Origin of the sequence: Proteus sp. PR00208, from assembly GCF_016238545.1 — a bacterium.
Classification (GTDB): Bacteria; Pseudomonadota; Gammaproteobacteria; order Enterobacterales; family Enterobacteriaceae; genus Proteus.
This window is the reverse complement of the sequence record NZ_JAEHQE010000021.1, coordinates 14724-41688: the sequence shown is the minus strand read 5'-3', so window position 1 is coordinate 41688 and position 26965 is coordinate 14724. Positions and strand designations below refer to the sequence as shown.

18 protein-coding genes, 3 tRNA genes and 1 riboswitch are annotated in these 26965 nt (G+C 39.0%); of the genes, 8 read left to right on the top strand and 13 right to left on the bottom strand.

The window, feature by feature from the left end:
• Positions 1 to 25 precede the first annotated feature (25 nt).
• Positions 26 to 1120: a murein transglycosylase A gene (mltA, locus tag JEP36_RS14025; protein WP_198620946.1), complete on the bottom strand. Its 1095-nt coding sequence runs from the start codon at positions 1118 to 1120 to the stop codon at positions 26 to 28.
• 296 nt (positions 1121 to 1416) lie between these two features.
• On the opposite strand from mltA, the gene JEP36_RS14020 reads away from it, so the two are divergent.
• The 3 genes from JEP36_RS14020 (at position 1417) to JEP36_RS14010 (ending at position 1699) form a co-directional block, all read left to right on the top strand.
• Positions 1417 to 1493, top strand: a tRNA-Met gene (locus JEP36_RS14020).
• A gap of 30 nt (positions 1494 to 1523) precedes the next feature.
• Positions 1524 to 1600: transfer RNA gene (locus JEP36_RS14015), tRNA-Met, on the top strand.
• Between the two features lie 22 nt (positions 1601 to 1622).
• Positions 1623 to 1699 (top strand) — tRNA-Met (locus tag JEP36_RS14010).
• Positions 1700 to 1903: 204 nt separating this feature from the next.
• Here JEP36_RS14010 and amiC read toward each other — a convergent pair.
• A complete protein-coding gene (gene amiC / locus JEP36_RS14005; RefSeq protein ID WP_109373098.1) occupies positions 1904 to 3166 on the bottom strand; it encodes an N-acetylmuramoyl-L-alanine amidase AmiC in 1263 nt (420 codons plus the stop codon).
• A gap of 240 nt (positions 3167 to 3406) precedes the next feature.
• On the opposite strand from amiC, the gene argA reads away from it, so the two are divergent.
• Positions 3407 to 4741 carry an amino-acid N-acetyltransferase gene (argA, locus tag JEP36_RS14000; protein ID WP_196532769.1) on the top strand — a complete coding sequence of 445 codons (1335 nt, stop codon included), beginning with the start codon at positions 3407 to 3409 and terminating at the stop codon, positions 4739 to 4741.
• Between the two features lie 72 nt (positions 4742 to 4813).
• Here argA and recD read toward each other — a convergent pair whose 3' ends face one another.
• Genes recD through recC form a run of 4 tightly spaced genes read right to left on the bottom strand, consistent with a single transcriptional unit; the run spans position 4814 to position 16622 of the window.
• Entirely contained in the window at positions 4814 to 6724 is a 1911-nt protein-coding gene (gene recD / locus JEP36_RS13995) for an exodeoxyribonuclease V subunit alpha (protein WP_198620947.1), read from the bottom strand.
• 2 nt (positions 6725 to 6726) lie between these two features.
• Complete coding sequence (recB, locus tag JEP36_RS13990) at positions 6727 to 10338, bottom strand: exodeoxyribonuclease V subunit beta (protein ID WP_198630366.1); 3612 nt, start codon at positions 10336 to 10338, stop codon at positions 6727 to 6729.
• Positions 10335 to 13223 (bottom strand): pitrilysin, encoded by a 2889-nt coding sequence (gene ptrA, locus JEP36_RS13985; protein WP_198630365.1) that lies wholly within the window; start codon positions 13221 to 13223, stop codon positions 10335 to 10337. Before ptrA ends, recB begins: the two co-directional genes overlap by 4 nt.
• Positions 13224 to 13238: 15 nt before the next feature.
• Positions 13239 to 16622 carry an exodeoxyribonuclease V subunit gamma gene (recC, locus tag JEP36_RS13980; protein WP_198630364.1) on the bottom strand — a complete coding sequence of 1128 codons (3384 nt, stop codon included), beginning with the start codon at positions 16620 to 16622 and terminating at the stop codon, positions 13239 to 13241.
• Positions 16623 to 16756: 134 nt separating this feature from the next.
• Between recC and JEP36_RS17860 the strand changes: the two genes are divergently transcribed.
• Positions 16757 to 16879: a hypothetical protein gene (locus tag JEP36_RS17860; protein ID WP_269812639.1), complete on the top strand. Its 123-nt coding sequence runs from the start codon at positions 16757 to 16759 to the stop codon at positions 16877 to 16879.
• Between the two features lie 87 nt (positions 16880 to 16966).
• On the opposite strand, the gene JEP36_RS13975 is transcribed toward JEP36_RS17860, so the two are convergent.
• The 7 genes from JEP36_RS13975 to rppH all read right to left on the bottom strand — a co-directional run bounded on the left by JEP36_RS13975 (position 16967) and on the right by rppH (position 23407).
• Positions 16967 to 17428 (bottom strand): DUF2509 family protein, encoded by a 462-nt coding sequence (locus JEP36_RS13975; protein WP_198630363.1) that lies wholly within the window; start codon positions 17426 to 17428, stop codon positions 16967 to 16969.
• On the bottom strand, positions 17425 to 18069 hold the full coding sequence (locus tag JEP36_RS13970) for a prepilin peptidase-dependent protein (RefSeq protein WP_198626197.1): 645 nt from the start codon (positions 18067 to 18069) through the stop codon (positions 17425 to 17427). Before JEP36_RS13970 ends, JEP36_RS13975 begins: the two co-directional genes overlap by 4 nt.
• The gene (locus JEP36_RS13965) at positions 18063 to 18572 is read right to left on the bottom strand and encodes a potassium:proton antiporter (RefSeq protein WP_232797586.1); all 510 of its coding nucleotides are present in this window, start codon (positions 18570 to 18572) and stop codon (positions 18063 to 18065) included. Before JEP36_RS13965 ends, JEP36_RS13970 begins: the two co-directional genes overlap by 7 nt.
• Before the next feature lie 181 nt (positions 18573 to 18753).
• Positions 18754 to 19605: a thymidylate synthase gene (locus JEP36_RS13960; RefSeq protein ID WP_198626198.1), complete on the bottom strand. Its 852-nt coding sequence runs from the start codon at positions 19603 to 19605 to the stop codon at positions 18754 to 18756.
• Positions 19606 to 19651: 46 nt separating this feature from the next.
• On the bottom strand, positions 19652 to 20542 hold the full coding sequence (lgt, locus tag JEP36_RS13955; RefSeq protein WP_109373089.1) for a prolipoprotein diacylglyceryl transferase: 891 nt from the start codon (positions 20540 to 20542) through the stop codon (positions 19652 to 19654).
• Positions 20543 to 20621: 79 nt separating this feature from the next.
• Positions 20622 to 22868: a phosphoenolpyruvate--protein phosphotransferase gene (ptsP, locus tag JEP36_RS13950; RefSeq protein WP_198630362.1), complete on the bottom strand. Its 2247-nt coding sequence runs from the start codon at positions 22866 to 22868 to the stop codon at positions 20622 to 20624.
• Positions 22869 to 22876: 8 nt separating this feature from the next.
• Positions 22877 to 23407 carry an RNA pyrophosphohydrolase gene (gene rppH / locus JEP36_RS13945; RefSeq protein WP_036934096.1) on the bottom strand — a complete coding sequence of 177 codons (531 nt, stop codon included), beginning with the start codon at positions 23405 to 23407 and terminating at the stop codon, positions 22877 to 22879.
• 112 nt (positions 23408 to 23519) lie between these two features.
• Positions 23520 to 23611: riboswitch (TPP riboswitch) on the top strand.
• 115 nt (positions 23612 to 23726) lie between these two features.
• Here rppH and thiB point away from each other — a divergent pair.
• The 3 genes from thiB to thiQ are packed head-to-tail and all read left to right on the top strand — an operon-like array spanning position 23727 to position 26963.
• The gene (thiB, locus tag JEP36_RS13940; RefSeq protein WP_198620965.1) at positions 23727 to 24689 is read left to right on the top strand and encodes a thiamine ABC transporter substrate binding subunit; all 963 of its coding nucleotides are present in this window, start codon (positions 23727 to 23729) and stop codon (positions 24687 to 24689) included.
• Positions 24689 to 26269, top strand: coding sequence for a thiamine/thiamine pyrophosphate ABC transporter permease ThiP (gene thiP, locus JEP36_RS13935; RefSeq protein WP_198630361.1), 1581 nt, complete (start codon positions 24689 to 24691; stop codon positions 26267 to 26269). The genes thiB and thiP overlap by 1 nt, the downstream gene beginning before the upstream one ends.
• Positions 26262 to 26963 (top strand): thiamine ABC transporter ATP-binding protein ThiQ, encoded by a 702-nt coding sequence (gene thiQ / locus JEP36_RS13930; protein ID WP_198620955.1) that lies wholly within the window; start codon positions 26262 to 26264, stop codon positions 26961 to 26963. Before thiP ends, thiQ begins: the two co-directional genes overlap by 8 nt.
• Positions 26964 to 26965: the final 2 nt, after the last annotated feature.

Sequence of the window (26965 nt, the reverse complement as noted above, 5' to 3'; positions counted from 1 at the left end):
CGAACAGATAAATAGCAAATCGTTTTTATGACGAAGGATTTAATGAGTTAAGTTGTGATTTTTTTAATACCCAAACACGCCCATAATGATTATAAAAACCTGCCATATGACCCGCATCTTTACCAATTCCATGATAAATATCGAAATGATGCCCTTTAATTGCCCCACCTACATCTAATGCCACCATTAAACGCATTTGATATTCGCCTGTAAAATTACCGGTATTATCAAGTACAGGAATTTCAGCAAGCAACACAGTTCCGGCAGGAATAATACTTCTGTCAGAAGCCACAGAGGCAAGTGCAACAAGTGGGATAGCACTAGCGCCTCTAACCGGTGTAAAAGGCTCTGGTTTGAAAAAAACAAATGAAGGGTTTTCTTCTAATAATTTTCTCACTTCGGTATCACTATGTTTATCTGCCCACTCTCTGATAGCCAGCATAGACATATCTTTTCTTTCTACTTCGCCATTATCAATAAGCACTTTACCAATACTACGGTAAGGGTGTCCGTTTTTCCCTGCATAACCAAAGAACGTTAAAGGTTTACCATCACCAAAATCAACATAACCACTTCCCTGAACTTCCATCATAAAATTATCCATAATGGAGTTACTGTAAGCTGCAATTAAAGATTGGCTTAATGCACCATTATAAATAGCAGCACGAGACGGCAACTTTGAACGGCTATTAGCTGGCATTTTATAAAGAGGGTATTGGAATTCACCTTGTTGCGTTAAACGGGCTTCAAGAACAGGTGTGTAATATCCAGTAAATTGAACATTACCGTACTTATCAACCCCTTCCATTTGAAATGCAGAAAGATTGAATTGGCGTAATTGGCGAGTATCAGCACCAGATCGTAACCAGTTTTCTACCGCTTGATAAGTTTCTTTATTGCTATTATATAAACGGGATGATGTTTGGTTTATCTGGCTTACTTGTTGTAAGTAATCAGGGCCATTAATGGGTGTACCTTGTGTATTTGGCGAACTTACCTCAATGAGATCTTGCTTAAGCTTTCCATCTTTATACTGTTGCCCTTGCTCTGTTGGACGATGACATCCAGTCAAGGCAAGCGCTAACATACCTAAAATTAACGATTTTCGCCAAGTAACCATTTTTTTCCCGCTTAATAACTAAATTTGAGTACTGATTTTGAATGAGAAAGATACCAAAGCCAAATCAATAAAGATAATGAATATACATGTTGTACCTGCATTCTATTATCACCCAATCAATATGACTTTTAAACATCAAGTATATACTCTCTAAATAACTTGGAGTATGACGAGTATAACTGCCTAAATTTGCATCTTGATGTGTTATTTCTGACCGTTTTTAAAAGAAAACTGTAAAAATTTCATAAAAAACTTGCAACTCGGCAGATCCTGAGTATAGTGCCCCTCTGTGGAGACGCGGGGTGGAGCAGCTTGGTAGCTCGTCGGGCTCATAACCCGAAGGTCGTCAGTTCAAATCTGGCCCCCGCAACCAATTCACAAAGCAGTAAGTTATAGTATCAGTCGCGGGATGGAGCAGCATGGTAGCTCGTCGGGCTCATAACCCGAAGGTCGTTGGTTCAAATCCAGCTCCCGCAACCAATTCTATAAACAACAATTCAGTCGCGGGATGGAGCAGCATGGTAGCTCGTCGGGCTCATAACCCGAAGGTCGTTGGTTCAAATCCAGCTCCCGCAACCAATTCTTTTCAATGTTATTCCTCATTTTTACCATCTCTTTTGATTTATTAATTCAAATCTATTACCCAACTTATTTATACATTTATTCTGATCATTCTCTTTTATTTTAATAAGATTATTGTGTTGAAAAACAATAAGACATTCCAATAGAAAGCAAATGATATTCACTTTCTACTGGAATATGAAAAGAAGGTATAAAAAGAATTTAACTACGATCAGCTAACGTTAATTCACCGCCATTAGCAAAATAAGCTTTGATACCTTTGAAAATAGATTCTGCAATCTGTTGCTGGAATTTTGCTGTTTTCAGCTTTTTCTCTTCTTCGATATTACTGATAAAGGCCGTTTCAACCAGAATTGACGGAATTTCTGGCGCTTTTAATACCGCAAACCCAGCCTGATCGACTTTATTTTTATGCAATTTATTAATCCCCCCCATCAGCTTAAGCACTTCACTACCAAATTTCAGACTGTCGTTGATAGTGGCTGTTTGCACAAGATCAAGCATTGCATGGTCAACGTAACGGTCACCACTTTTACTCACCCCACCAATTAAGTCAGACTCATTTTGTGTTTGAGCAAGATAACGCGCTGTATTACTGGTTGCGCCGGTTTTTGATAATGCAAAAACAGATGAACCCCTTGCAGAGCGGTTTGTAAATGCATCAGCATGGATAGAGACAAATAAATCTGCCTGCATTTTTCGCGCTTTAGCAACACGTACAGTCAATGGAATAAAGACATCTTCATTACGTGTCATATACGCCTTCATTTTGGCATCTTTATCAATAAGCGTTCTTAAGCGACGAGCAATTTGTAAAACCACATCTTTTTCACGAGTTTTATATTTGCCGATTGCTCCCGGATCTTCTCCACCATGACCAGGATCGATCATGATAATAATCGGCCTATCACGCCCCGCTCTGCCAGGTTTACGTGTGTCTGTTTGTGCGGGTACAGCTTGTTGTAAATCACCGTCGTTATATTCACGCAATAGTGCTAATAGTGGATCATCTTCAGTATCAGCCCCATGACTTGGGTAGAAATCTAGCACTAAACGGTTTTTAAATTCAGCCACAGGTTTAAGCGTAAACATTTGTGGTTGTACAGGCGTTTTTACTTCAAATACCAGTCGCACTGTTTTAGGTGTATTTTGACCAACCCGAATAAGTTTTAAATACGGATCGCTAGTCTGAACTTGATTAGCAACACCTTTCAATACGCTATTAAGTTGAATACCTTCTAAATCCACCACAATACGTTCAGGGTTTGACAATGCAAACTGACGATATTTCAGTGGTGTACTGGATTCTATAGTCACGCGAGTATAAGTCGAGGCAGGCCAAACCCTCACAGCAACAATAGATGCTGTGGCTGCAAGACCAACAGGACTAATACTTAACAATAATAACGCGCCAATTCCTTTAACAAGACGACGACGAGTTTGATTGTGCTCAGAATGACTCATGAAAATATTCCAAAAAAACGATTAACGTCAATAAACTCTAAAAAGAGATAAAAAAAGTTAAGAACGAAAAACTTTACCCAATCCACACTTCACTGTCACTTAAAAACAGCACAATTACTCACTTTTACACGAATATTCTGCCTTCAGGGAAAACAATAAGATAGGATTTTACTTGCCATTCCTCTCCAAAAAGAATAAAAATACATTAAATTCGAATAAAAATTCACTTGAGAGGGTTTTATGAAAGAGCGTAGCACCGAATTGGTCGATGGATTTCGCCACTCGGTTCCGTATATTAATGCACATAGAGGCAAAACATTTGTCATTATGCTAGGTGGCGAAGCCATTGCTCACGAAAACTTCCCATCTATCATTAATGATATTGGGTTGTTACACAGCCTAGGCATTCGTTTAGTGGTTGTTTATGGTGCTCGCCCACAAATTGATACTGCTCTTGAAATACAAAAAGTATCTCCGATTTATCATAAATATACGCGCATCACAGATAGTAAAACCTTAGAAATCGTTAAACAAGCTGCGGGTACATTGCAACTTGATATTACGGCTCGCCTATCAATGAGTTTAAGCAATACGCCATTACAAGGTGCGCATATTAATGTTGTTAGTGGTAACTTTGTTATCGCACAGCCATTAGGGGTTGATGATGGCGTTGATTATTGTCATAGCGGAAAAATTCGTCGTATCGATGAAGAAGCTATTCATCGCCAGTTAGACAGTAATGCTATTGTATTAATTGGCCCTGTTGCAGTGTCTGTTACTGGTGAAAGCTTTAATCTCACCTCAGAAGAAGTGGCAACACAGCTTGCGATAAAACTTAAAGCACAAAAGCTGATTGGTTTTTGCTCATTCCAAGGTGTTATCGATGAAGAAGGTCACATTGTTTCTGAACTGCTGCCTAATCAAGCTGAAGATAAAATTCGAGAGCTACAAACAGAAGGCGATTATCACTCAGGCACAGTAAGATTCTTACGGGGAGCTGTTAAAGCCTGTCGTCGTGGTGTAGAGCGTAGCCACTTATTAAGTTATCAATCTGATGGTGCGCTTATTCAAGAATTATTCTCTCGTGATGGTATTGGTACTCAAATCGTCATGGAGAGTGCAGAGAAAGTTCGTAGAGCAAATATTAATGATATTGGTGGCATACTCGAACTTATTCGCCCATTAGAACAGCAAGGTATTTTAGTCAGACGTTCAAGAGAACAATTGGAAATTGAAATTGATCAATTCACTATTATTGAACGCGATAATATGACTATCGCATGCGCAGCGCTCTACCCTTATCCATCAGAAAAAATTGGTGAAATGGCCTGTGTTGCAGTGCATCCTGATTATCGTAGCTCTTGTCGTGGTGAGGTTTTACTACAGCGCATTTCAGCGCATGCTAAGCAATTGGGGTTAGAAAAGCTATTTGTTCTAACAACTCGTAGCATACACTGGTTTCAAGAAAAAGGATTTGAACCTGCTGAAATTGATAAATTACCCATTGAAAAACAAGCACTCTATAATTACCAACGCCGTTCTAAAATTTTAATTTTAGACTTACATAAAGAGTAATTACCAAGCACAAAAAAGACAGGTATCCCTCTCAATGCCTGTCTTTTATTATTTTCCATTATTAACTAACCGCTAATAACGTAATTTATCAATTAATCCACTTCGACGTTGAATACGCGTTTGTATTGCCATTTTCACCATAGACTCTGAAGCATAAAGAGAAAGCTTCTGTTTAGCGCGTGTTAATGCGGTATACAACAATTCTCGACTAACAACAGGTGAAAATTTATCGGGAAGAACTAATGCTGTATGGGTAAATTCCGAACCTTGTGATTTATGTACCGTCATTACATACGCAGTTTCATGTTGTGGTAATCGGCTAGGTTGGATCGCTTTCAATTTTCCATCCGGTAGTTGGAAAAATGCTTTCATTTCACCTTCATCGTTATTGAGCATAATGCCAATATCACCATTAAACAGACCTAACGTACTGTCATTTCGTTGGATCATAATTGGGCGACCAATATAATCACTTTGATAACTGTTTGTAGGACGACGGATCAATCGCTGGCGATGCAATAACATTTCAATTCTGTCATTTAAACCACTCACACCAAAAGGACCTTCTCTTCGTGCGCACAATAAACGGTATTGGTTAAATGCATTAAGAATAATATCAGGTGATGCTTTTTGAGAAACTAAAGTGAGATACTCTCGATAAGCATTAACAGCATCTTGTATCATCAGTAAATAACTTTCTTTTGACTCTAAAGCAATAAAGCTCACATCTTGAGGCTCTAATGCTATTTCAAGCTGTTGTGGGCTAACCTCTGCTTTTTTCAACAACGCAATAGCAATTTTGGTTTGTCCTTTATTAACCGCCAAAGCAAGTTGTCCTATCCCTGAATCTTCACCAAAACGGTAGCTTTTACGTAATAGACACAGAGAATCACTGACGACAGACACTGGAGTTTGAGAAACAGGAATAATATCAGTAGATTTAACCAATTCACCTTGAGTTAAGTGATTAATCTGATCAAATCTTTTTTGACTAAAACCATCTTCAGAAAAACGGCAAATATCACCTAATACAGCCCCTGCCTCAACAGAAGCAAGTTGGTCTTTATCACCTAAGAAAATGACGTGACATTTTGATGGAAGTGCATCAATCAAGCGTGCCATCATGGGTAAATCAACCATTGAGGCTTCATCAACAACTAAAATATCAAGCTGTAATGGATTATCTTTGTGGTAACGCACTTGCTGACTTTCAGGCTGAGCCCCTAATAAACGATGAATAGTCTGTGCCTGCTTTGGCATCCACTTATTTTCTTCTTCGCTTAAATTAAGTTGCGCCAAAGCCTTACCTAAAGATTCCGTTAATCTCGCAGCGGCTTTTCCAGTTGGCGCCGCTAATTGAATAATGGGCTTCTCATTTGATGTGAGCATCACAAAAGCCGCTAAAATTTTAGCAACTGTCGTGGTTTTCCCCGTTCCTGGCCCCCCTGAAATAATAGAAATGGGGCTTGTGATAGCAACACTGGCAGCTACTTTTTGCCAATTTGTTTCTTGGCTTTCTTTCGTTGCTGGAAAAAGCTGGTTAAGTACCTTAATTAATTCATTTTCATCAATATCAACAATGCTGTGCTCTTGCCTAAAAAATTGCGCTACTTTCTCTTCATAGCTCCACATTCTTTGTAGATAAAGAAGTCCATTATCTAAAATAATGGGGAAAGGAGAATCATCGTTACTTTGACTAACGCAATGACAATGAGTCAACTCTTCTACTATTTTTTTAGCAGAAGGCTTACCCATTTTTTGCCAAATTTCTTGTGCAAACTCTTTTTGTCTACCATCAAACAGTTGATCTTTTTGAATAATACTCAATGGTAAACAAACATGCCCCGCTCCAGTTTGAGCACTCAAATAAGCAAATACAAATAGTAAAATAGGGTTTTCATCTTCAACCAGCATTTGTGCAAATCGGAGATCTAAAGGTCGTAATAAGTTTTGTGTAATCGCTTGTTCTAATAGTTTGATCATTTTTATTTCTCACCGACTACATCGGATTTGCTACTTTTACCTGTAAATAATGAATCCAACGCCAAAACAAAAGCTTCATCAGGCAAATAAGCGTAAACCCCATTTCCGGGATGTTCTTTATCTATACCCCGTAAAAAAAGATAATAAATACCACCAAAATGAGTTCGATAATCATAATCAGGAATACGTTGCTGTAAAAAACGATGTAACGCTAAGGTATAGAGTTGATATTGCAAGTCGTAGCGATGATCCATCATTGCATTCATCATCGCTTCTTGTGTGTAATCCTCACTCGATCCACCTAACCAATTCGATTTATAATCCACAACATAGTATTTACCTTCCCAAGAAAAAACTAAATCAATAAAGCCTTTGAGCATCCCTTCTACTTGTTGAAATTGCAAAGCAGGACAACGTTTTGATAGAGGATCAAACTGACTTATTAATTGAGTCAATTGAGCTGATGATACTTCTTTCTCAATAGGTAAATAGAATTGTAATTCATCAAGTTGTTGTGATTTTGGGATATCAGCAAGACATAATCCTTGAGAATTAAGAGGCGTATGAAACAGCATTTCCATCCATGTAACTAAAAGAGGAGCCCACTTTTCATCAAAGCCTTGAGCTGTCAATTGTCCTTGTATCCACAGTTCATCAATAGGCTGCGAAAAATCCAACACTTCAAGCAAACTATGTAAGAATGTTCCTGCTACTGCACCTCGAGGGAAATGATGAATAGAATTTTCATCAACCTCTCCTTGTTGCTTCTCACCTTTAGCATCTGTATCAAGTCCTGGTGCGATAGATTGCACCAAAGCCTCAATATCACCCAAATCAAAATGATAATTACGATTTGAATGCTGATAGGTTAATCCTGAATAACTCGTTATACGCCAATTATCATGGATCTGACGTTTAAATATAGCGGCTTCAAGTTTTGTTTCTGCCATTAATTGAGGCTGATAGCGATGTACTGATATGTTATCAAGCGTTGTTACACTGATATTATCATCTAATAAAGCGTGAATTGATTGATGTAATAATTCACTATCGCCTTCTTCACCTTGCTGTAATAAATACCCTAAAGCATTTTTATGCAGATCAGTAAGCCCTGATTTACGTTTAGTCCCTTTAACAAGAGGAGCAACACCAACATAACAGCAGAATTTAGATCGTGTTAATGCCACATAAAGTAAGCGTAAATCTTCAGCTAAGCGCTCTTCATCTGCTAAACGTAAGCTTTCAGGCCGGCTAAAAATATCTAATTTCGCGTGAAATTTTTCTCTGTCATGATAAAGCGCCCCTTTTTGTTCTTGGTAATTACAAGCAAAAGGTAAGCAAACAATAGGATATTCAAGGCCTTTAGATTTATGAATAGTACAAATTCGCACAAGATTTCGGTCGCTTTCCAAGCGCATTTGTTGACTTTCAGATTGCGCATCAGGATGAGAAATCTGTTGTGCTAACCAACGAATAAGGGCGTGTTCACTATCAAGTTGTAATGATGTTTCTTGTAATAATTCACCAATATGCATGATATCTGTAAGCCGGCGCTCACCATCAATACTTGCGAGTAAATTTTCCGCAATTTGATTATCCATCATGATTTTACGCAACATTGGTAAAACACCACGCTTTTGCCATAATGCATAATAATCAGCAAATTTTTCTACATAATTATTCCAGCGATGTTCATCATGATTTAGGCTATCAATTTGCTTCGCGCTAAAACCAAATAATCGGCTGGCTAAAGAGGCTCTTAAAACACGCTCTTTCTCTGGTGTTACAACCGCTTGTAGTAACCAAAGTAGATCTTTCGCTTCATTGGTTTCAAATACACTTTCACGATTGGATAAGAATACGGATTGTATTGAAAGTAAATTCAGTGCATCACGGATCAGTATCGCTTCTCTACGGCTACGCACCAGTACCATAATATCAGCAGACGTAACCGCTCTTCTTGCACCTTGCTCAATCAGCCAAGCCTGTTGCTGATCCCCTGCTGATAACCAATCACGAATTTGTGCGGCACATTGCGCTGCCATGATTTGCTCATAATTTCCCGTAGAAACACTTTCGCCTTCAGCAAGCCAAAAATTAAAAGGCGAAATCGGCTCATCATGGTAAATAAAGACCATGTCTTGGTTTTTTTCAGCCGAACTTACTTCAATAAAAGGGATATGTTCAAATAAAAATGGGGCCTTGGAACGCATAAAAAGCTTGTTAACTGCATTCACCATACCCGGCGCAGAGCGCCAGTTAGTATTTAATGTGTAGTGATGAGATGTCTGCTTTCGTGCTTGAATATAAGTAAAAATATCCGCACCACGGAAAGCATAAATTGCCTGTTTAGGATCACCAATAAACAGCAAACCACTATTTTCATGCTCACCATAAATGGCATCAAAAATACGATATTGTTGAGGATCGGTGTCTTGGAATTCATCGATCATTGCAACTGGATAACGTTCACGAATAGCTTGCGCTAAAGCCTCGCCACTTTCACGTTTTAACGCTCTGTCTAGACGTGTTAATAAATCATCAAAGCCCATTTCACCACGACGCATCTTTTCATTTTCAATACCTTGGCGTATTTCAGGAATGGCGTTGGCAAGAATAACATCTCGCAGAGTTAGGCTCTGCTTTGTTAATCGTTCAATTTCAATAAAAAGAATATGCTCTGGTGCTGGGCCTTTCGTTGCCTTTTCATTCAGCGTTTCTTGAGAAAAACGAACCAAACAATCAGGTAATTGATAGCTTTTCGTTTCTAATGTTGATGCCCACAGAGTAATTTCTTCAATCCATTTAGGTAAGAAACGACTGCTATAACTACGTTTATCAACACCTGAAGCGGTTATCCATGCTTCAACTTCATGATGATGTTCATGCCAACGAGTTTTCACCTTGTTAATTGCTTCAATAACCGCTTGATGACGCTCTTTGACTGATTCATTTTCACTGTCTAATGCCACACCTTCGATTTCAGGCATTTCACCTTGTAAATAAGGCTGTATTTCATAAAGTAGCTGTTCAGGGCCAGACCAAATCTGGCTTACTGCATTAGCAACATCATAAGAAAGTGGATAACAATGACGGCGCCAAAAGTCAGCACATACCCGTTTTTTAAGCTCATATTCATCTTGGATCAAGACTTGTTCAAACAAGACTCCTGATTCAAATGCATTGTTTGCCAACATACGCTGGCAAAAGCCATGAATAGTATAAATAGCCGCTTCATCCATTTGTCGTTCTGCTTCTAACAACCACTGTGCAGCCAGCTCTTTATTCGGGATTTGTTTAAGTAATTCGTGGTAAGCGTTATCACTACTTTCAACATCATGACGGATACAGGCAAGTCTTAGTTCATGGATATTTTTACGAATACGGGCTCGTAATTCATCTGTCGCCGCATCCGTAAATGTCACAACTAAAATCTCTTCAACACTGAGAGGGCGGTAGAATGCAGACTCTCCGCCTAATCCAAGAAGCAACCGTAAATACAACAACCCTATTGTATAAGTTTTCCCTGTTCCTGCTGACGCCTCGATGAGGCGTCTTTGGTACAGAGGGAGTGTATACGGGTTTAATGGCTGTGCCTGTATCACTTCACTCACTCTTTAATTTCCTCAATAGGTAAGGTTTTTTGTAATTCACTTACCGTAGCATAACGTTTCCATTGTTTATTTTCGGCGTAATCAGCATCTTTGCCATCTTTACCAATAATTTGAGAAACAAAAATAAATCCGTTTGGTTTTATAATTGCTTTTTCATAAAACTCAATAGCTTGTTTTAACGTTACTTTATTAAGCTCAGCTAAGAATTTTTCACGTCCATCATATTTTAAGTTATTACGATGGAAGTCATTTCGATAAAGAGAAACTTCTTCATAGAATGTTTGAGGTGGCTGTTTAACTTCGGTAATAATCGCTTGTTTATACTGATTAAAATCAGCCTCTTTCATTTTTTTCAAACGCTCGTAAGCTTGTTGATAAAATGCGTTATAGCGCTCATTTAAATAGACAGGCGGTTTTGCATTACTTTGCAGTAAAAAGCCGATACCTGATTGCTCACCCATAGTAGCTTGATAAGCAAATACAGCATAACCAAGTTGCTCTTCTGTTCTTAATTGATCATAGAACCAAGGTTTGATAATAGACGATAACACTGAAGAAATTGCCTGACCTTCAAGGCGGCTATAACCCGTTGGGATATAAAGCTCACCTAATGCGTTATCTGTGCTCTTCGATTTATTTTGGAATTCAACTGCATTTAATTTATTGAATACTAATGTTTCACCGATCCAATATTCTGTGCCTTGATTACCTAATAATTCGTGTGCAGATTTAGCAATATTGCGGCTTTGCTCTGGCGTTAAGTTACCAATAATCAGCGCTTGAAGTGCCGCGTTTTTAATGACTTCACGGCGATTATCAATAATATCTTGCAGTGTAATTGACTCTAATGCTTTGAGTTTGTCAGCTTCTTCATAGTACGGGATCGTATTTAATCGACGAGCTGGTAGCATAGCTGCTTCAAATGCTTTTAAGTTATGGGTCACTTCAAGTTGTTCACGATACCAAGATTTAGCTTGATCTAGCTCTTCTTGAGTTGACTCAAAACTCATATAGCTTTTCAGTGTCGCATTAACAAGTTCTGGTAAATGTTGCGTATAACCATTCATTGAAAAATCAATACCTTGTCCTGATGTAGATGAGATATTCATTCCCGCAACAGAAGCTTGGTAAGATAATTCACTTAATGCTAGACCTGCAAGATAGTCTGTTAAAGTTTGTGTCACTTGTTGCTTAACAGTGATATCCGATTTTTTATTCACCAAACTTAATGTCACACTCGCTTTCGGTTCATCAGAAAAATAGTGTGATGGCATATAGAACAGACGAGCACTTTTATCCTGCCACAACAATTGTGGTTTGATGATTTTACTGTCCGCATCAATCAGTGAAAGATTATCAGGGATGTAAGGGTTAAGTGCTGGCAATGATAATGAAATATCATCTGATAATGTTTGCCATGTTTTTAATTGCTTATCTGTGATTTTATCAACCTGATAAGGCGCGTTAACAAAGTAAGCTTGTTTGTTAGAAGGTTCATTAGGACTTATTACCCAAATACGAGCCTTCTCTGGTGTCAGTGAATCAAGACGTGAAAGGATAGCTGAAGGCTCATAATTATCAGCGATATAGTCTGCATTAAGGATATTTTTGACTGGATAACGCAGCATCATATCCGAAATGCCTTCTATGTAATTCATATCTCTTACAATAGAGCCATAACGGAATGAGAGATCCAATACATTCGCAATTTCATCAAAGTAACGCTGACTGATGCCTTCTGTTTGAATTAAACGAATGTACGAAAAGATAGCGGAAATCACTTTGTCTTTTTGCGCTAACCCTTTATCGGTTAACGAAACATAAATGGTAAACGAGCCTTGGTTACGATCAATATAGGGCTCTGAGAACGCACTAATATTTTCGGCTAAACCTTGGTCTTGTAACCATGTTGCTAAAGTGCCTGAACTACGATTACCAATTAAATAGCCAATGTATTCGTCCGTTTTACTGCGAAAATCAGCAACGTTGTTATCTATACCAAACTCAATTTGTAAAGTCTTTTGCGGTTGAGCCGGTACTAAGTGGATCATTAACCCTTTTTCTTTATCCGTCATAGCAGGTACAGTGGTGACAGGCACATCTGCCTTTTTATTCGGGATACGAGCGAAAGTGTCTGCGGCTAATTTAGATAATTCATCAAGTGACTTATTACTGTAAATTACCCCATTCATTAAGTTGCCAGAATAGTGCGTTTGATAAAATTTAATTAATTCATCTTGTAATTTACTGTTTGGCTTATCACTCAGCGTTTCTAAATTTCCGCCCATAAAACGGGAACTTGGATGAGCAGGGTTTAAGGTTTCTGCCCTGACTTGCCAAAAACGCATACCATCGCGCGCGCGCGCCATAGTTAATTCTGCATTAACAGCATTACGTTCACGATCTGCATTTTTAGGATCAAGTAAAGGTTCAGCTAAAGCATCAGCAAGTCGATCAACCGCTTCATTAATGGCACTATTTTCCACTTCTAAATAGAATGCAGTACGATAAGTCGTTGTACTCGCATTATGAGAGCCACCATTCTTTTGTAAGAACTCAGACATGCTGCCTGATTGAGGATATTTCACCGATCCCATTAACACCATATGTTCTAAATAGTGCGCAAGACCTTGCTGACTATCAGGATCTTCTAATGCGCCAACAGGTAGCGCAACTGCCGTTAATGATTTAACTGCTTTTTCATCAGAAACCAGTAATACTGTCATTTCATTAGGTAGTTTAATCGCTTGATATTGCCGTGGATCGCTCTCACTTTTTTCAATGCTATCAGGCAATACTTGCCAGAGTGGATCAGCGGCAAAGCTGTTGATACTCACTAGCATCAATAGCAACATGATCCATAGTTGCGAGCAGTACTTTCTCATCTGATATGAGCTCCCTTATTTTTTCAGAAATGGAATTATTGGTTTAAATATTGTTAATGCCGTCTGTTTGACCGTTTGTAAAAAAGGCTCGTCTAATTGAGAGAAAGCACGCTGAACATACATATCACTCATTTCACCATCTCGATTATAGCTATCCGTTAAATGTTGCATCAGTACTAATTCTGCTTTCTCAAGTGTCTCTTCATCATCAAGTAAAAACTCTTGTGATTTTTTATCATAGCAAGCTTGTAACCAAGCCCAGCCACTTTTCGCAAATAGTGCTAATGGGCTGTTTAACCCTTGTTTATAGTCACTGATTAACTTGTCTAACGTTGAATAGGCAAATTCAGGATCAACTGGTAATAAACACCATTGAGTCTCTTTTCTGCCGTAAAACCGACTCTCACCCGTTCCCTGTTTCAAACAATAAACTAGGTGCTCAATCCACAGCTGCAATAAGTCATTAGCGGTTAAGCTGGCAGGTCGCCAACGTAATAAACCATCAGCTTGTACCTCATTTAAACGACCAATCAATGGCATTGCACTAAAGCTTTGCTCTAATGTGACAGAATGTGTAGCTAATCGTTCACTTCTTATCTTTTCAGCTAAAGGAAGTAACTCTTCTATTTGCTGCTCCCAATAAATTTGACCAAATGCACTTGCAGGAAGTTGACCTGCTGCTTTGATACGCTCAAACAAAGCTTCTGTTGAAGTTTGATCAATCAATGCTTTTAATAACCATTGATTCAATAGATAACGTTGAAGAGCATTTATCACAAATGGCTCTTCTTCGGGTAATTCTGTTTCTTCAATAACAAAGTTTATTTTTAATCTTTGTTGGAAGAATGCACGAATAGGATGACGATAAAAACGTGCAAGCGCATCAACAGAGACTTGATCTATTGTGTCATCATCGTTTAGTGGCTCGGTAAAAGTTTGATGAACCATTCCCTGCCCACTGGCAGCAGGCAGCCATTCAGAGGCATAAGAACGAAAGAAAGCGCCTATTTGGAAATTTTCTTGGGCAAAAGGAACACGGCTATGTTGTGTTAATAGATGCTGATTTATACGAGCCGCACTGTCATCGACATTGAGTTCATCATCCTCCGGTAAACGGAAATTTTGCCCAATATAATCTTGTAACTCTTTGATTAAAACTGATGGATTGCATTCTCGATCGTCACGTATCGATTTTCCGATATAGCTGATATAAAGGTATTTTTCAGCTGAGCTAAGCGCTTCAAGGAATAAATAGCGGTCATCATCACGACGTTTTCTATCACCACGACGGCGTTTTTCCGCCATTAAATCAAATCCTAACGGCTGAATATTACGAGGATAAATACCATCGTTCATACCTAATAAACACACTGCTTTAAAGGGAATGGAGCGCATAGGCATTAGTGTACAGAAATTAATGCTGCCAGCTAAAAAACGCTGACTAATTTTTTCATCATCGAACCGTACTGTTAATTCATCCCGAATAAGGACTAGCGGAATTTCATTTTGATATTGCGCTTTCAATCCATTTTCAATCACTTTTTGCCATTGTTGGATAATAAGCACTAAAACTAATTCCGTTTCCTCATCAGACTCAAAAAAGGCATCAACTAATTGTTGTCCAACTTCTAGCCATGATTCTAATGAACGAGTTTCACTTAAACGTGTACGCCAATCACTTAATGTATAAAGAAAATCAGCGAGATGCCCTGCAAGCTCCGCAACTAATCCACTGGATTCATCATAAGGAAGCACACCTTTCCAAGGACCATTTTCACTTTCCATCGCATAACCAAGCAACATGCGCAGTAAGCCAAACTCCCATGTATTTTTGCCCGTGATTGGCAATAAGAATGAAGCCACATTCTCATCATCTAATCCCCAGCGTATGCCTGACTCATCAACCCAACGACGTAGTAGTTTTAGTTCATTTTCAAAAATAGAAAAATGCCCTGCTAAAGCAGGGACTTCAAGCAGTGCCAACACTTGTTCAGCGGTAAAACGACTTTGAGGAAGTTCTAGCAACGTAATAAAAGCCTGTAATACAGGGTGCGCTTGACGCGCTTTTCTATCTGAAATAGCAAAAGGAAGATAACGTTCTGAAGGTGCATTACCAAACACTGCTTGAATATAAGGTGTATAGCTATCGATATCCGCAACCATCACAATAATATCGCGCGGTAACAATTCAGGATCTTGTTCTAATAAATGCAGTAATTGGTCTTGCAGTACTTCGACTTCGCGCTGTGGGCTATGGCTTGCATGGAAAGTCAGTGAGTGATCATCTGGTGAAATCACTCGTTTATTTTCACTACACTCATAAGTTTCAAGTGTTGTACCTAATTGCGAAAAATCTTCTAAATCAAGAATATCTGCTTGTAATTGATGGAGTAAATTATCTCTTGGGATCTCAACAAACGCATCTAACACATCGGTATATTCAAGTTCAGAGAGGAAATAAAGATTATCTTTACCTAGTTTTCCCCATGATGCTAATAGCGGATTACCGATGTTTTGCTCGCCCTCATCATTAAATAACGAAGAAGCATTTTTTTCATCTTTAAACCAAGGCGATTCATGCAATTGCTTATAATGGCGTGGCTTTCTGCTATTAAGACGAGAGAGAAATTTAGGATCTTGAATATCTCCCCAATAGTAACGGCAAGGATTAGTAAAGAGTAAATAGATCTCAGTATGACGCCCTATCGCTTGTAATGCCTGCAAATAAACTTGAGGTAGAGCCGAAATCCCACAAATAAAAATACGAGGTGGAAAACAGTGTTGAAGCTCCCCTTCTTTTGCATTATTTAAAGTCGAAATAAATTGCTGATAAAGGTTAGAACGGTGCCATTGAGGCTGATTAAGATCTTTTGTGTATTGCTGTAATGCTACCCACAATATTTTTTGCCAGCGTTGATTTTCACTCAACCCTTCGATTAACTCATCATTTTCCCACGAAGCTAACCAATCTGAACGATAAACTAAATATTGGTCAAATAAGTCAGCTACACGTCCTGCTAACTGGTGAAGTTTACGTTTATCTTCATCATCATCAAGGTAATGCAGTAAGGGTTTAAATTCTTCATTAGGCAAAAATTCAGGAAGTAATGCCATTAATTTCCATGTCATCGCATCTTTAGAAAAAGCGCTTTCTTTAGGTATACCTGATAACACCCGAGTAAACATTTCCCAAATAAAGGTTGCTGGTAATGGATAACGGATATTAGCAGCAATACCCAAGCTTTCGGCAAGCTGGATTTGCAACCATTGAGACATTCCAGGGCTTTGTACAAGGATCACTTCTTGTTCAAAAGGAGAAGAAAGTGGCCTGGTCTGCATAAAGTGCACCATAAGTGACTTTAGTAATGACAACTGATTTGAGTGATATATATGAAACATCAGATCCTCATCTTATTAATAGCATGACCAGTAATACAGCCTTATTTCGGGTAATACATTATTGGCAACATAACCTTCTATTTGCTGACAACCTTCAGACTGTAAAAGTGAGCGTGTCATTATTTTGGGGTTAGATGCGAAATAATCAGGTGATTTATCAGACATTTGTTCAAATAAAACAAAAAGTTCCTGCCCTGACTGCTGAATTTGAATTAGCTGCTGAAAATCAGCTTTTAATGATTGACTATACGCTATAATAGCGACAAAACTAATATTAAAAAACAGCAATATAAACATTGTATTAAGTAATATAGAGCCACTTTCTGATTTATTTTGAATATTATCTATAACACACACTCCTTATGCACTAATGGGCAATAATCTAGCCATCCGCTTGGATGAATAGTTATTGTTCTATTTTTATCCTTTAAGATACTAACCCATTGGTAATGATATATTTTATAACCTTTTAAGCTTTCTGCTTGTCCTTGAAGTAAGCCCTTATCTAGAGAGAGCAAAAGTAGGCAGCTTTTTATTTTAGGATTTGCATGAAAAGTATGACATTGCCATTTATTTAATCGAGTTGATGAAAGATCCCAATTAAGTGCAATCCCCCACTGCAATGCAGATTCAGCAAATAAAAAAGCCTGTCGTGCTTGTAACTCTTGCATCACTATTTGTTGAGACTGCCTGTAATGATAAGCAAAGTTTCCAAGTACAAATAAACTCATCACAACAAAACCCATTACCATCAATAAACTTGCAAACCCCTGTTCATCTTTTCTATATGTAAAATCGGTATTCATAACAAGGTCACATTCCTTAAACGCATGATATTTTGATAATGCGACTTCACTTTATGATTTTGTTTTAAATGAAATTTTAAAGAAACTGAAAGATAAAAAAGAGACATCCCTTTTATTAAATGGGGCTTTGAATAAGAACGCAAAGTAAATTCAGTCACCTCAATTTCATTACTCTCAAAAAAACGTTGCCATCCTGAAGAGGCGCAATCTTTGACTCCTCTTCGTTGTTCTAGTTGTCCATTTTTAAGACGGTATCCAAAATAATCACTCTCTTTTGAAGAAGGCGGTTCCCATTTGCCATTGCTGTTTATGTCGTAAGCAAAAATAACGCAGGAGTTTTTCTCTTGAAGGGGGTATTGTCCTATCTTTAAAGAAGACTCAGCCAAGCCGTTTGGCTTCAACGTATTAACACAACTGTCATAACAATACCCTGTGCGTCTTAATTGTGCTTCTAACACCAATAACCGTTCTCTTAAAAAAATATCTAACTGGTATTGTTGGTAAGAATAGATCAGTGTGTTCATTATTTGAGGATAAGCCCGACTGATACATAGAAATAAAACCCCACTTATCGCGATAGCAAAAAGGCATTCCATCAACATCATGCCAGACGAAAATGAAATTCCAGATCGTTTCAACATGATGGAAATGCCTTCATGCTCTGACTACATGCTCTTATTCTGCCTAATGATGAAATAATAATTTTCACTTCGCCTTCTACACTGTGAAGAACAAAGCTCATGGGTTTTAACGTTTGACGAATTCCACCAAACGTAAAGTTTGAAACTGTTGATTGCTTAAGTTGAATGCCTGAAGCTAATTGAAAAATATCTTGTTGCTCTGATAAATGGCGAGAATGAAGAGGAGTCGCAATTATTTTATTATTTGGTGATAACAAAAGCGTAATTTTAATTCTTACATTAAATAATAGAGCTTGTTGTTGCTGATAAGAAAGAAAAGCAATGGTTTCACGCACGCTATGCAGTAACTGACGCTGGTAAGTAAAATGCTGATAAGCAGGAATTGATAAATAGCTTAAAATAGAAACTATCATCATCACAACCAATATTTCAAGTAAGCTTATACCAAATTCGCCCTCTTGCTGATGTGCCCTACTTAGGCTTATATCCATGTTATTGTTCATTTATTTCTCCTTTTAACCTACTGCGAGAATGCAGACAAAACATTTAAAGGTAAATAAAGGAAAGTGTTTTTTTCGAACAACAACGCAATAACCGTATTTTCAGAATAAATACAAAATAAGGGTAAAAATGAAAAAAGCCCCTGTTTATTGCTAAACAGAGGCCTTTAAAGCAAGGAATAAACTAAACTGTAAATGGATATTTTATTGCTTCATGGCATTGATAACCTTCAACAGTAAAATCATCCGTTGTTACCCAAGTTTCAATATCTTCCAACGTTTTGATTTTTGGATTGATATGTAATGTTGGTAACGGTAATGGCTCTCTTTTTAACTGCACATCACGCATTAGAGGTAATTGATTTTCATAGATATGTGCATTGATTATCTTATGAAATGCTTTACCCGGCTTATGCCCTGTAATTTGAGCCACCAGCGCCAATAAAACAAAGCACTGAATTTGGTTGAAATTCAAACCTAGCGGCACATCACAACTGCGCTGATAAGAGGTTAAATAAAGCGTATCACCCACAAGTGAAAAGGTATGCGTATGCATACAAGGGCGTAAACAACCCAGTTCCGTTTCACCCGGATTATAGAACGTTACGATTTCACCACGATCATCGATACCTTTAGTCAGGTCATCTACCACTTTACGTAATTGATCAAAATGAGAACCATCAGGGCGTTGCCATTGACGTCCTTGAACGCCATAAACACGCCCCATATCGTCTTCGCCTTTACGATGAGGGTTATTTAACCATGCACCATTTTCATTTGCATTGGCATTCCATGTATTGCAACCAATTTCACGAAATTGAGCGGCATTGTCATAGCCACGTAAATACCCTAACAGTTCTGCAATGGCCGCTTTATAAAAACTTTTTCGTGTTGTTATCAGCGGAAATTGGTTATTCGCAACATCATATTCCAGATCGGCATTAATCACCGTTAAACAACGGGTTCCTGTCCGTTTATTATCAATCCATTGCCCTTCATCGATAATGCGTTGACACAATGCCAGATACTGCTTCATGTTGTCTCTCTTGTTAATTAGCTAATAATAAAAAATTTATCTCACACTATTTGTGAGCAGATGTTGGGTTTTGTGCCGTTTTTTTATCTTGACGATAAGCCCATACCATAAAAATAATACCCAACAGAATCATTGGAATTGAAAGTATTTGCCCCATACTCACACCACCAAATAATCCTAGTTGTGCGTCTGGTTGACGGAAGAATTCAACAATAATACGGAATGCGCCATAACCAATCAGGAATAGACCCGACACACTTCCGACAGGACGACTTTTACGCACAAAAATATTCAGAATAATAAATAACACCACGCCTTCTAACAGCATTTCATAAAGCTGAGAGGGATGACGAGGTAAAACACCATATTCTTGAATAATAGGCAGTAACGTTGTTGGATCTTGAGCAACAAGCTGGAGATCCGCAGAACGCGAGGTTGGGAATAAGAACGCCCAAGGTGTATCTAATGTGACACGTCCCCATAATTCGCCATTGATAAAGTTACCAATACGGCCTAGCCCTAATCCAAATGGAATTAACGGTGCAACAAAGTCTGCCACTTGGAAAAATTTACGTTTAGTGCGTTTAGCAAACCAAATCATGGCACAAATGACCCCAATTAAACCGCCATGGAACGACATTCCGCCATCCCACACTTTAAAGAGGTAAAGAGGATCATTTAAAAAGACAGGTAGGTTATAAAATAAAACATAACCTAAACGACCACCGATAAATACCCCCACAAAACCGACATAAAGTAATGTTTCAACTTCATTTTTATTCCAACCACTATTCGGTTTTGCAGCTCGGCGATTTGCAAGCCATAAGGCAAAGACAAACCCAACTAAATACATCATACCGTACCAGTGTAGTGACACAGGCCCGATAGAGAACATAACGGGATCAATCTCTGGAAATTTAAGGTAGCTTATACTCATTATTCCCTACTTCACTTAATCAATAATTTCTGTGCTGGTTATTTATTACCAACATAGAAAAGGCTTATACGAAGGTCTGCTAGATACCTCCGCGAATTAATCCACCTAATCCTTGCCGTTCCATAAATTCAGAAGACAATTTTTTGATTTCTGTTGTGGTTTCAGCTTGCAACACCTGTTGCATAAAAGGCTGTAACATCACCGGATCAAGATGGCGCAATAAGTATTTTACCCTAGGTAAACTACGACCACTCATGCTTAACTGCCTAAAACCGAGCCCTATTAACAGCAATGCCCCTATTGGCGTACCCGCCATTTCACCACAAACACTCACTGGCAACTGATAATATTGGCATTGTGTTGCAATCAAATTCAGTGAACGCAATAACGCAGGATGTAAATTATCATAGAGTGATGCTACATGGGTATTATTACGATCGACAGCAAGTAAATACTGAGTCAAATCGTTTGTTCCAACAGAGATAAAATCAACCCGATTGGCTAATTGTGACAGCATAAACACCAACGAAGGAACTTCAAGCATGATGCCTAACGGTGGTGGAACACACTCACACTTTATTTCTCGACTAACTTCATCACATGCTCGTAGCAGCAATGTTCTTGCTTCGTCGATTTCATCAAGACTTGTCACCATCGGCAACAATATTTTCAAATTTTTAAATTCGAGATTTGCTTTTAGCATTGCATGTAGCTGAATAAGGAAGATTTCAGGTTGATCGAGCAATATTCTTATTCCTCTCCAACCTAAGCAGGGATTTTCCTCATTAATTGGCATATAAGGAAGTTGCTTATCAGCACCAATGTCTAAAGCGCGCAATACAACGGGTTTATCTGGAAAAAAAGAGAGAATTTCACGATAACGGTTTTTTTGTTCATCTTCAGAGGGAAAACCGCTTTGCAACATAAAAGGTATTTCGGTGCGATATAAACCCACACCATCTATTCCCACACTAATGCGTTGCTCATATTTTATATTTAATCCCGCATTCAATTGAACGCTAACTGCTTCACCGTTTTTTAAAACCGCTTGCTGTTCAAGTTGATCTTCTGCGATTTGGCTTAATACGCTCTCTTCATCAATAATTTGTTTATATTCTTGAGTAATAAAAGGCTCTGGCTCAATAAATATTTCACCACGATAACCATCAAGAATAAGCATGCGATTATGTAACAGCTCAGGTTGAATATCTGCTCCCATAATCGCGGGTATTCCCATCGCCCTAACAAGAATGGCAGAATGTGAGTGAGTTGCGCCATCTCGAACAATGACACCAGCAAGTTGTTGCTCTGGTAACTCCGCCAATAAACTGGCACTTAATTCATCAGCGACCAAAATAAAACGCTCTGGCCAAATATTGGTTGAGCTTAGATCATCATCTAAATGGAATAATAAACGCTGTCCTAATGCTTTAAGATCAGACGCTCTTTCTCGCATATAACCGTCTTTCAGGCTGGAAAATTGTGCTGATACTTTCTCAACCACCACTTTAACTGCCCATTCTGCGACATAACCTTGTGTGATTATCGCGGTCATTTTATGTTTAAGCTGTGGATCATTAAGTAAATGCGAGTAGAGATCAAAAATGGCCGCACTCTCTTTTTGTGCATTCGCCATAAAACGCTTACTAAAACGGCGACATTCTGCTGTCGCATCTTCTAAAGCAACAGTGAGTCGATTTAGCTCTGCTTTTATATCGAGTGCACTGGCTTTAAATACATTTTCAAGGATTGGCTGAGCGACTTCTTGCCAGCCATATGCCATCACCACCCCCGTCGAAACCGAAAGTGCTTTAATACGGCTTTGACGATATTGTCCAAAAAGCCCTTTAGTTTGTACTTGCGATAACGTTGCACCTAATTGTGTCGCCAGTGTCACCATAAAAGATTCTTCGCTTTCATTAAATAAGCGACGCTCTTTTTGCTGAACGACTAATACACCAAGGAGTTGGCGACGATAGACAATAGGTACACCGAGAAAAGCACGGAGATCATCTTCTTTAACTTGAGGAAGGTATTTAAAGCTAGGATGCTCGCGAATATCAGCGAGGTTGATGAGCTCTGAAAGACGCCCCACTTCACCAACAACGCCTTCATCAAATGAGAGGCTAACGGCTCTCCCTCTGGGTTTTTTTAACCCTTTGGTCGCCATAAGATAAAAACAACTACGTTGTTTATCGGCAAGATAAATAGAACACACATCCGTGTGCATTGCCTGACACGTTTCCTTGACTAAGAGTTCAAGCGCTTCTGGAAGCCCCGCTGCCATAGCCACTTTTTCTACAATTTCTCGCAAACGTGTCAGCATAGTGTTATCTAATACCTTTTACGCCGATATCCATACGATGGACGAGGTAAAGACACTTGTTCTTGCAACGGCATGACTACGGGTGCGAACTCTTTCATTACACGTCGATAAACATCGCGTTTAAAAGAGACGACTTGTCTAACAGGATACCAGTAACTCACCCAACGCCAGCCATCAAATTCTGGCGTTTTGCTTTGTTGAACATTAATGTCTTTATCATTACTTGTTAACTGCAAGAGGAACCAACGCTGTTTTTGTCCAATACAAACAGGTTTTGTGTCCCAACGCACCAAACGCTTCGGTAACTTGTAACGTAACCAGTTACGTGTGGAGGCAAGAATTTTAACATCCTTGCGACTTAACCCAACTTCTTCGAACAACTCTCGGTACATTGCCTGCTCTGGCGATTCTCCAGGATTAATTCCCCCTTGAGGAAACTGCCATGAATGTTGCCCATAGCGACGAGCCCAAAGCACTTGCCCTTGCCGATTACAAATTACAATCCCTACATTCGGGCGGTAGCCATCATCATCGATCACTAGACTACCTCAATAACCAAATTTGAAAGATAACTCATTGTTTCATACTACCCACAAACGGTAAACCTCTATCAACAGACTTTGCACGACGCGCGTATTTATCTACAATGGGAAAGTCTCAACGGGGTGCCTTTTTAGGCTGAGAAAAACTCGTGGAACCTGATCCAGCTAATACTGGCGTAGGGATTTGAGTCAGGATGTTGCAATATTCATTGATTTGCCATCCTCACTCCTCAGATCCTACCTGACTTTTACTGAGGAACTAAACGTGTTAACTAAATCGCTTCGCTTTACTTTCCTTCTGGGCGCTCTGGGCATTATGAGCACTTTTTCAACTCAAGCCTTAGCACAAAAACCCACACTGACTGTTTACACTTATGATTCATTTACCGCAGATTGGGGGCCAGGGCCTGCAATAAAAAAAGCGTTTGAACAACAATGTGATTGCGAATTAAAACTTGTTGCCCTTTCTGATGGTGTTTCTCTGCTTAATCGCTTACGTATGGAAGGTGATAAGAGTAAGGCTGATATTATTTTGGGTTTGGATAACAATCTGATCCACGCAGCAAAAGAAACGGGACTTTTCGCACCAAGTCATATCGATACATCAAAACTCACCCTACCTGAAAAATGGGCTGATGATACCTTTGTGCCTTATGACTACGGTTATTTTGCTTTTATCTATGATAAAAACCGCATTGCTAATCCGCCCAAAAGTATGGCTGAACTGCTAAATAGCAAAGAAAAGTGGAAGATTTTGTATCAAGATCCTCGCACCAGCACACCGGGTTTGGGTTTAATGCTATGGATGCAGTCACTTTATCCTGAAAATACGGCCTCTGAATGGAAAAAATTGTCAGAGAAAACGCTGACAGTGACTAAAGGTTGGAGTGAGTCTTATGGCTTATTCTTAAAAGGTGAAGGTGATTTTGTGCTTAGTTACACATCATCTCCGGGTTATCACATTTTAGCGGATAAAAAAGATAACTATGCAGCGGCAATTTTCGATGAAGGACATTACTTACAAGTCGAAGTCGCGGCAAAATTGAAATCGAGCAAACAACCTGAATTAGCGCAACAATTTATGCAATTTATGCTCACCCCTGCTTTCCAAGAAACTATTCCTACAACCAATTGGATGTATCCTGTTATTGATATTCCATTACCTGACGTCTATTCCGTGATGACTAAACCCGAAAAATCATTGCAATTCGATGCAGATGTTGTCGCAAAAGAGCGCCAAACATGGACTCGTAATTGGCAATCTGCGGTTAGCCGCTAATGGGAAGATGGCTTATCCCGGGGCTATGTGCCTCGGGTTTACTGCTTATTGTGGCGTTATTGTCATTTGGCGCATTGTGGTTTAACGCACCAAGTGGTGAGCTGACCTCAATTTTTGCTGATGAATATTTATGGCATGTTGTCCGCTTTACTTTTTGGCAAGCCTTTTTATCTGCGCTGTTTTCGATATTACCTGCTATTTGGCTTGCCAAAGCACTCTATCGACGCCAATTTAAAGGACGAACACTGTTTTTACGCCTATGTGCCATGAGTCTTGTGTTACCTGTTCTAGTTGCACTTTTTGGTATTTTAACGGTTTATGGCAGAGTGGGATGGATTGCTCAAATTTGTGAATGGCTAGGGATCGACTACCAATTTACCCCTTATGGTTTGCAAGGCATTCTATTAGCTCATATTTTTTTCAATATGCCGTTAGCAACCCGAATGCTATTACAAGCACTCGAAAGTATTTCGTCAGAACAACGCCAATTAGCCTCACAGCTTGGCATGAATGGCTGGCAACGTTTTCGTTTTCTTGAATTTCCCTATTTGTGGCGTCAAATTCTGCCCACGGCATCACTCATTTTTATGCTCTGCTTTGCAAGCTTTGCCACTGTCTTGGCATTAGGCGGAGGTCCTGCGGCAACGACTGTTGAACTCGCGATTTATCAAGCGTTAAACTATGACTACGATTTACATCGCGCTGCACTGTTAGCGTTGATCCAGCTTTTTTGTTGTTTAGGTTTAGTGCTTATTAGCCAAAAGCTAAAAGGCACCCTTTTTGTGGGAAGCAGTCAAAAGCTACATTGGCGTGATCCCTATGATCCTATCTTTAGCAAAATAACCGATGGTTTAGTGATCACTCTTGCGATCCTCTTTTTAGTACCGCCAATTCTAGCGGTAATAACGGACGGTCTTAACAGTCAATTTATACGTGTCATACAACAACCTGTACTTTGGCAGGCGTTTACTACCTCACTGATTATTGCGGTTGGTGCAGGTATTGTTTGTGTTGTATTAACGATGATGTTGCTATGGAGTAGCCGAGAACTTCGCTTACGGCACTTTAAAAAAGCAGGACAAGCCATGGAAATGAGTGGTTTGATTATTCTGGCGATGCCGGGGATTGTGTTGGCAACAGGCTTTTTCCTTCTATTCAACAATACGATTGGATTACCCGAATCACCGTATGTTTTAGTCATTTTAACCAACGCATTAATTGCTATTCCGTATGCATTAAAAGTACTTGAAAATCCAATGAATGACATCGCTTCACGTTATAGTCTTTTGTGTCAGTCGCTCAATTTACAAGGTATAAATCGACTCCGTTGGATAGAATTACGCGCATTAAAAAAACCAATTTCACAAGCCCTTGCTTTTGCTTGTGTGATTTCTATTGGGGATTTCGGTATTGTGGCTCTTTTTGGTAATGAAACCTTTAGAACCTTACCTTTCTATCTTTATCAGCAAATTGGTGCTTATCACACTCAAGATGGTGCCGTGACCGCCATGATCTTATTGCTACTTTGCTTCACTCTTTTTAGCCTAATAGAACGATTGGCAGGAAAATCTCATGATTAAATTAGAGCACCTTGCTTACACCTATGAACACCAACATCTCTTATTTAATTTAACCGTTAATACGGGAGAGCGTATCGCTGTGTTAGGCCCCAGTGGCGCTGGAAAAAGTACATTACTCAGTTTAATTGCGGGTTTTTTACCGTCAGAAAAAGGAAGCCTTTTTCTCAATGGTGAAAACCATACTAAAACCGTCCCTGCTAAACGTCCTATCTCCATGTTATTTCAAGATAATAACTTATTTCCACATTTAACTGTCAGACAGAATATTGGTTTAGGGTTAAATCCCAGTTTAAAACTGACTGATGCGCAAAAAGCACTATTAGAAGATCGCGCTAAACAAGTGGCTCTCAGTGAATATCTTGAACGCTTACCATCCCAATTATCGGGGGGGCAGCGTCAACGTGTCGCAATTGCACGCTGCTTGGTACGTGAACAACCGATTTTATTACTCGATGAGCCTTTTTCTGCATTAGATCCCGCTTTACGCATTGAAATGCTGGCACTACTTGAGCAACTTTGTGGTGAGAAGACGTTAACCTTATTGATGGTTTCGCATAGTTTAGAAGATGCTGCAAAAATCGCCTCAAGAGCGATTGTGATTGATAACGGTATGATTGTGTATGATGGAAATACACAATCACTAATAAATGGTAAAGTGGATCAATCACTTATTTTAGGTATTCCGTTTAATTAATC

What these genes read in the sequence shown, in the direction of transcription:
- mltA (WP_198620946.1), bottom strand. Translation starts at nt 1,120, where the DNA reads ATGGTTACTTGGCGAAAATCGTTAATTTTAGGTATGTTAGCGCTTGCC.
- amiC (WP_109373098.1), bottom strand. Translation starts at nt 3,166, where the DNA reads ATGAGTCATTCTGAGCACAATCAAACTCGTCGTCGTCTTGTTAAAGGA.
- argA (WP_196532769.1), top strand. Translation starts at nt 3,407, where the DNA reads ATGAAAGAGCGTAGCACCGAATTGGTCGATGGATTTCGCCACTCGGTT.
- recD (WP_198620947.1), bottom strand. Translation starts at nt 6,724, where the DNA reads ATGATCAAACTATTAGAACAAGCGATTACACAAAACTTATTACGACCT.
- ptrA (WP_198630365.1), bottom strand. Translation starts at nt 13,223, where the DNA reads ATGAGAAAGTACTGCTCGCAACTATGGATCATGTTGCTATTGATGCTA.
- recC (WP_198630364.1), bottom strand. Translation starts at nt 16,622, where the DNA reads ATGTTTCATATATATCACTCAAATCAGTTGTCATTACTAAAGTCACTT.
- JEP36_RS17860 (WP_269812639.1), top strand. Translation starts at nt 16,757, where the DNA reads ATGCGAAATAATCAGGTGATTTATCAGACATTTGTTCAAATAAAACAA.
- JEP36_RS13975 (WP_198630363.1), bottom strand. Translation starts at nt 17,428, where the DNA reads ATGAATACCGATTTTACATATAGAAAAGATGAACAGGGGTTTGCAAGT.
- JEP36_RS13970 (WP_198626197.1), bottom strand. Translation starts at nt 18,069, where the DNA reads ATGTTGAAACGATCTGGAATTTCATTTTCGTCTGGCATGATGTTGATG.
- JEP36_RS13965 (WP_232797586.1), bottom strand. Translation starts at nt 18,572, where the DNA reads ATGAACAATAACATGGATATAAGCCTAAGTAGGGCACATCAGCAAGAG.
- JEP36_RS13960 (WP_198626198.1), bottom strand. Translation starts at nt 19,605, where the DNA reads ATGAAGCAGTATCTGGCATTGTGTCAACGCATTATCGATGAAGGGCAA.
- lgt (WP_109373089.1), bottom strand. Translation starts at nt 20,542, where the DNA reads ATGAGTATAAGCTACCTTAAATTTCCAGAGATTGATCCCGTTATGTTC.
- ptsP (WP_198630362.1), bottom strand. Translation starts at nt 22,868, where the DNA reads ATGCTGACACGTTTGCGAGAAATTGTAGAAAAAGTGGCTATGGCAGCG.
- thiB (WP_198620965.1), top strand. Translation starts at nt 23,727, where the DNA reads ATGAGCACTTTTTCAACTCAAGCCTTAGCACAAAAACCCACACTGACT.
- thiP (WP_198630361.1), top strand. Translation starts at nt 24,689, where the DNA reads ATGGGAAGATGGCTTATCCCGGGGCTATGTGCCTCGGGTTTACTGCTT.
- thiQ (WP_198620955.1), top strand. Translation starts at nt 26,262, where the DNA reads ATGATTAAATTAGAGCACCTTGCTTACACCTATGAACACCAACATCTC.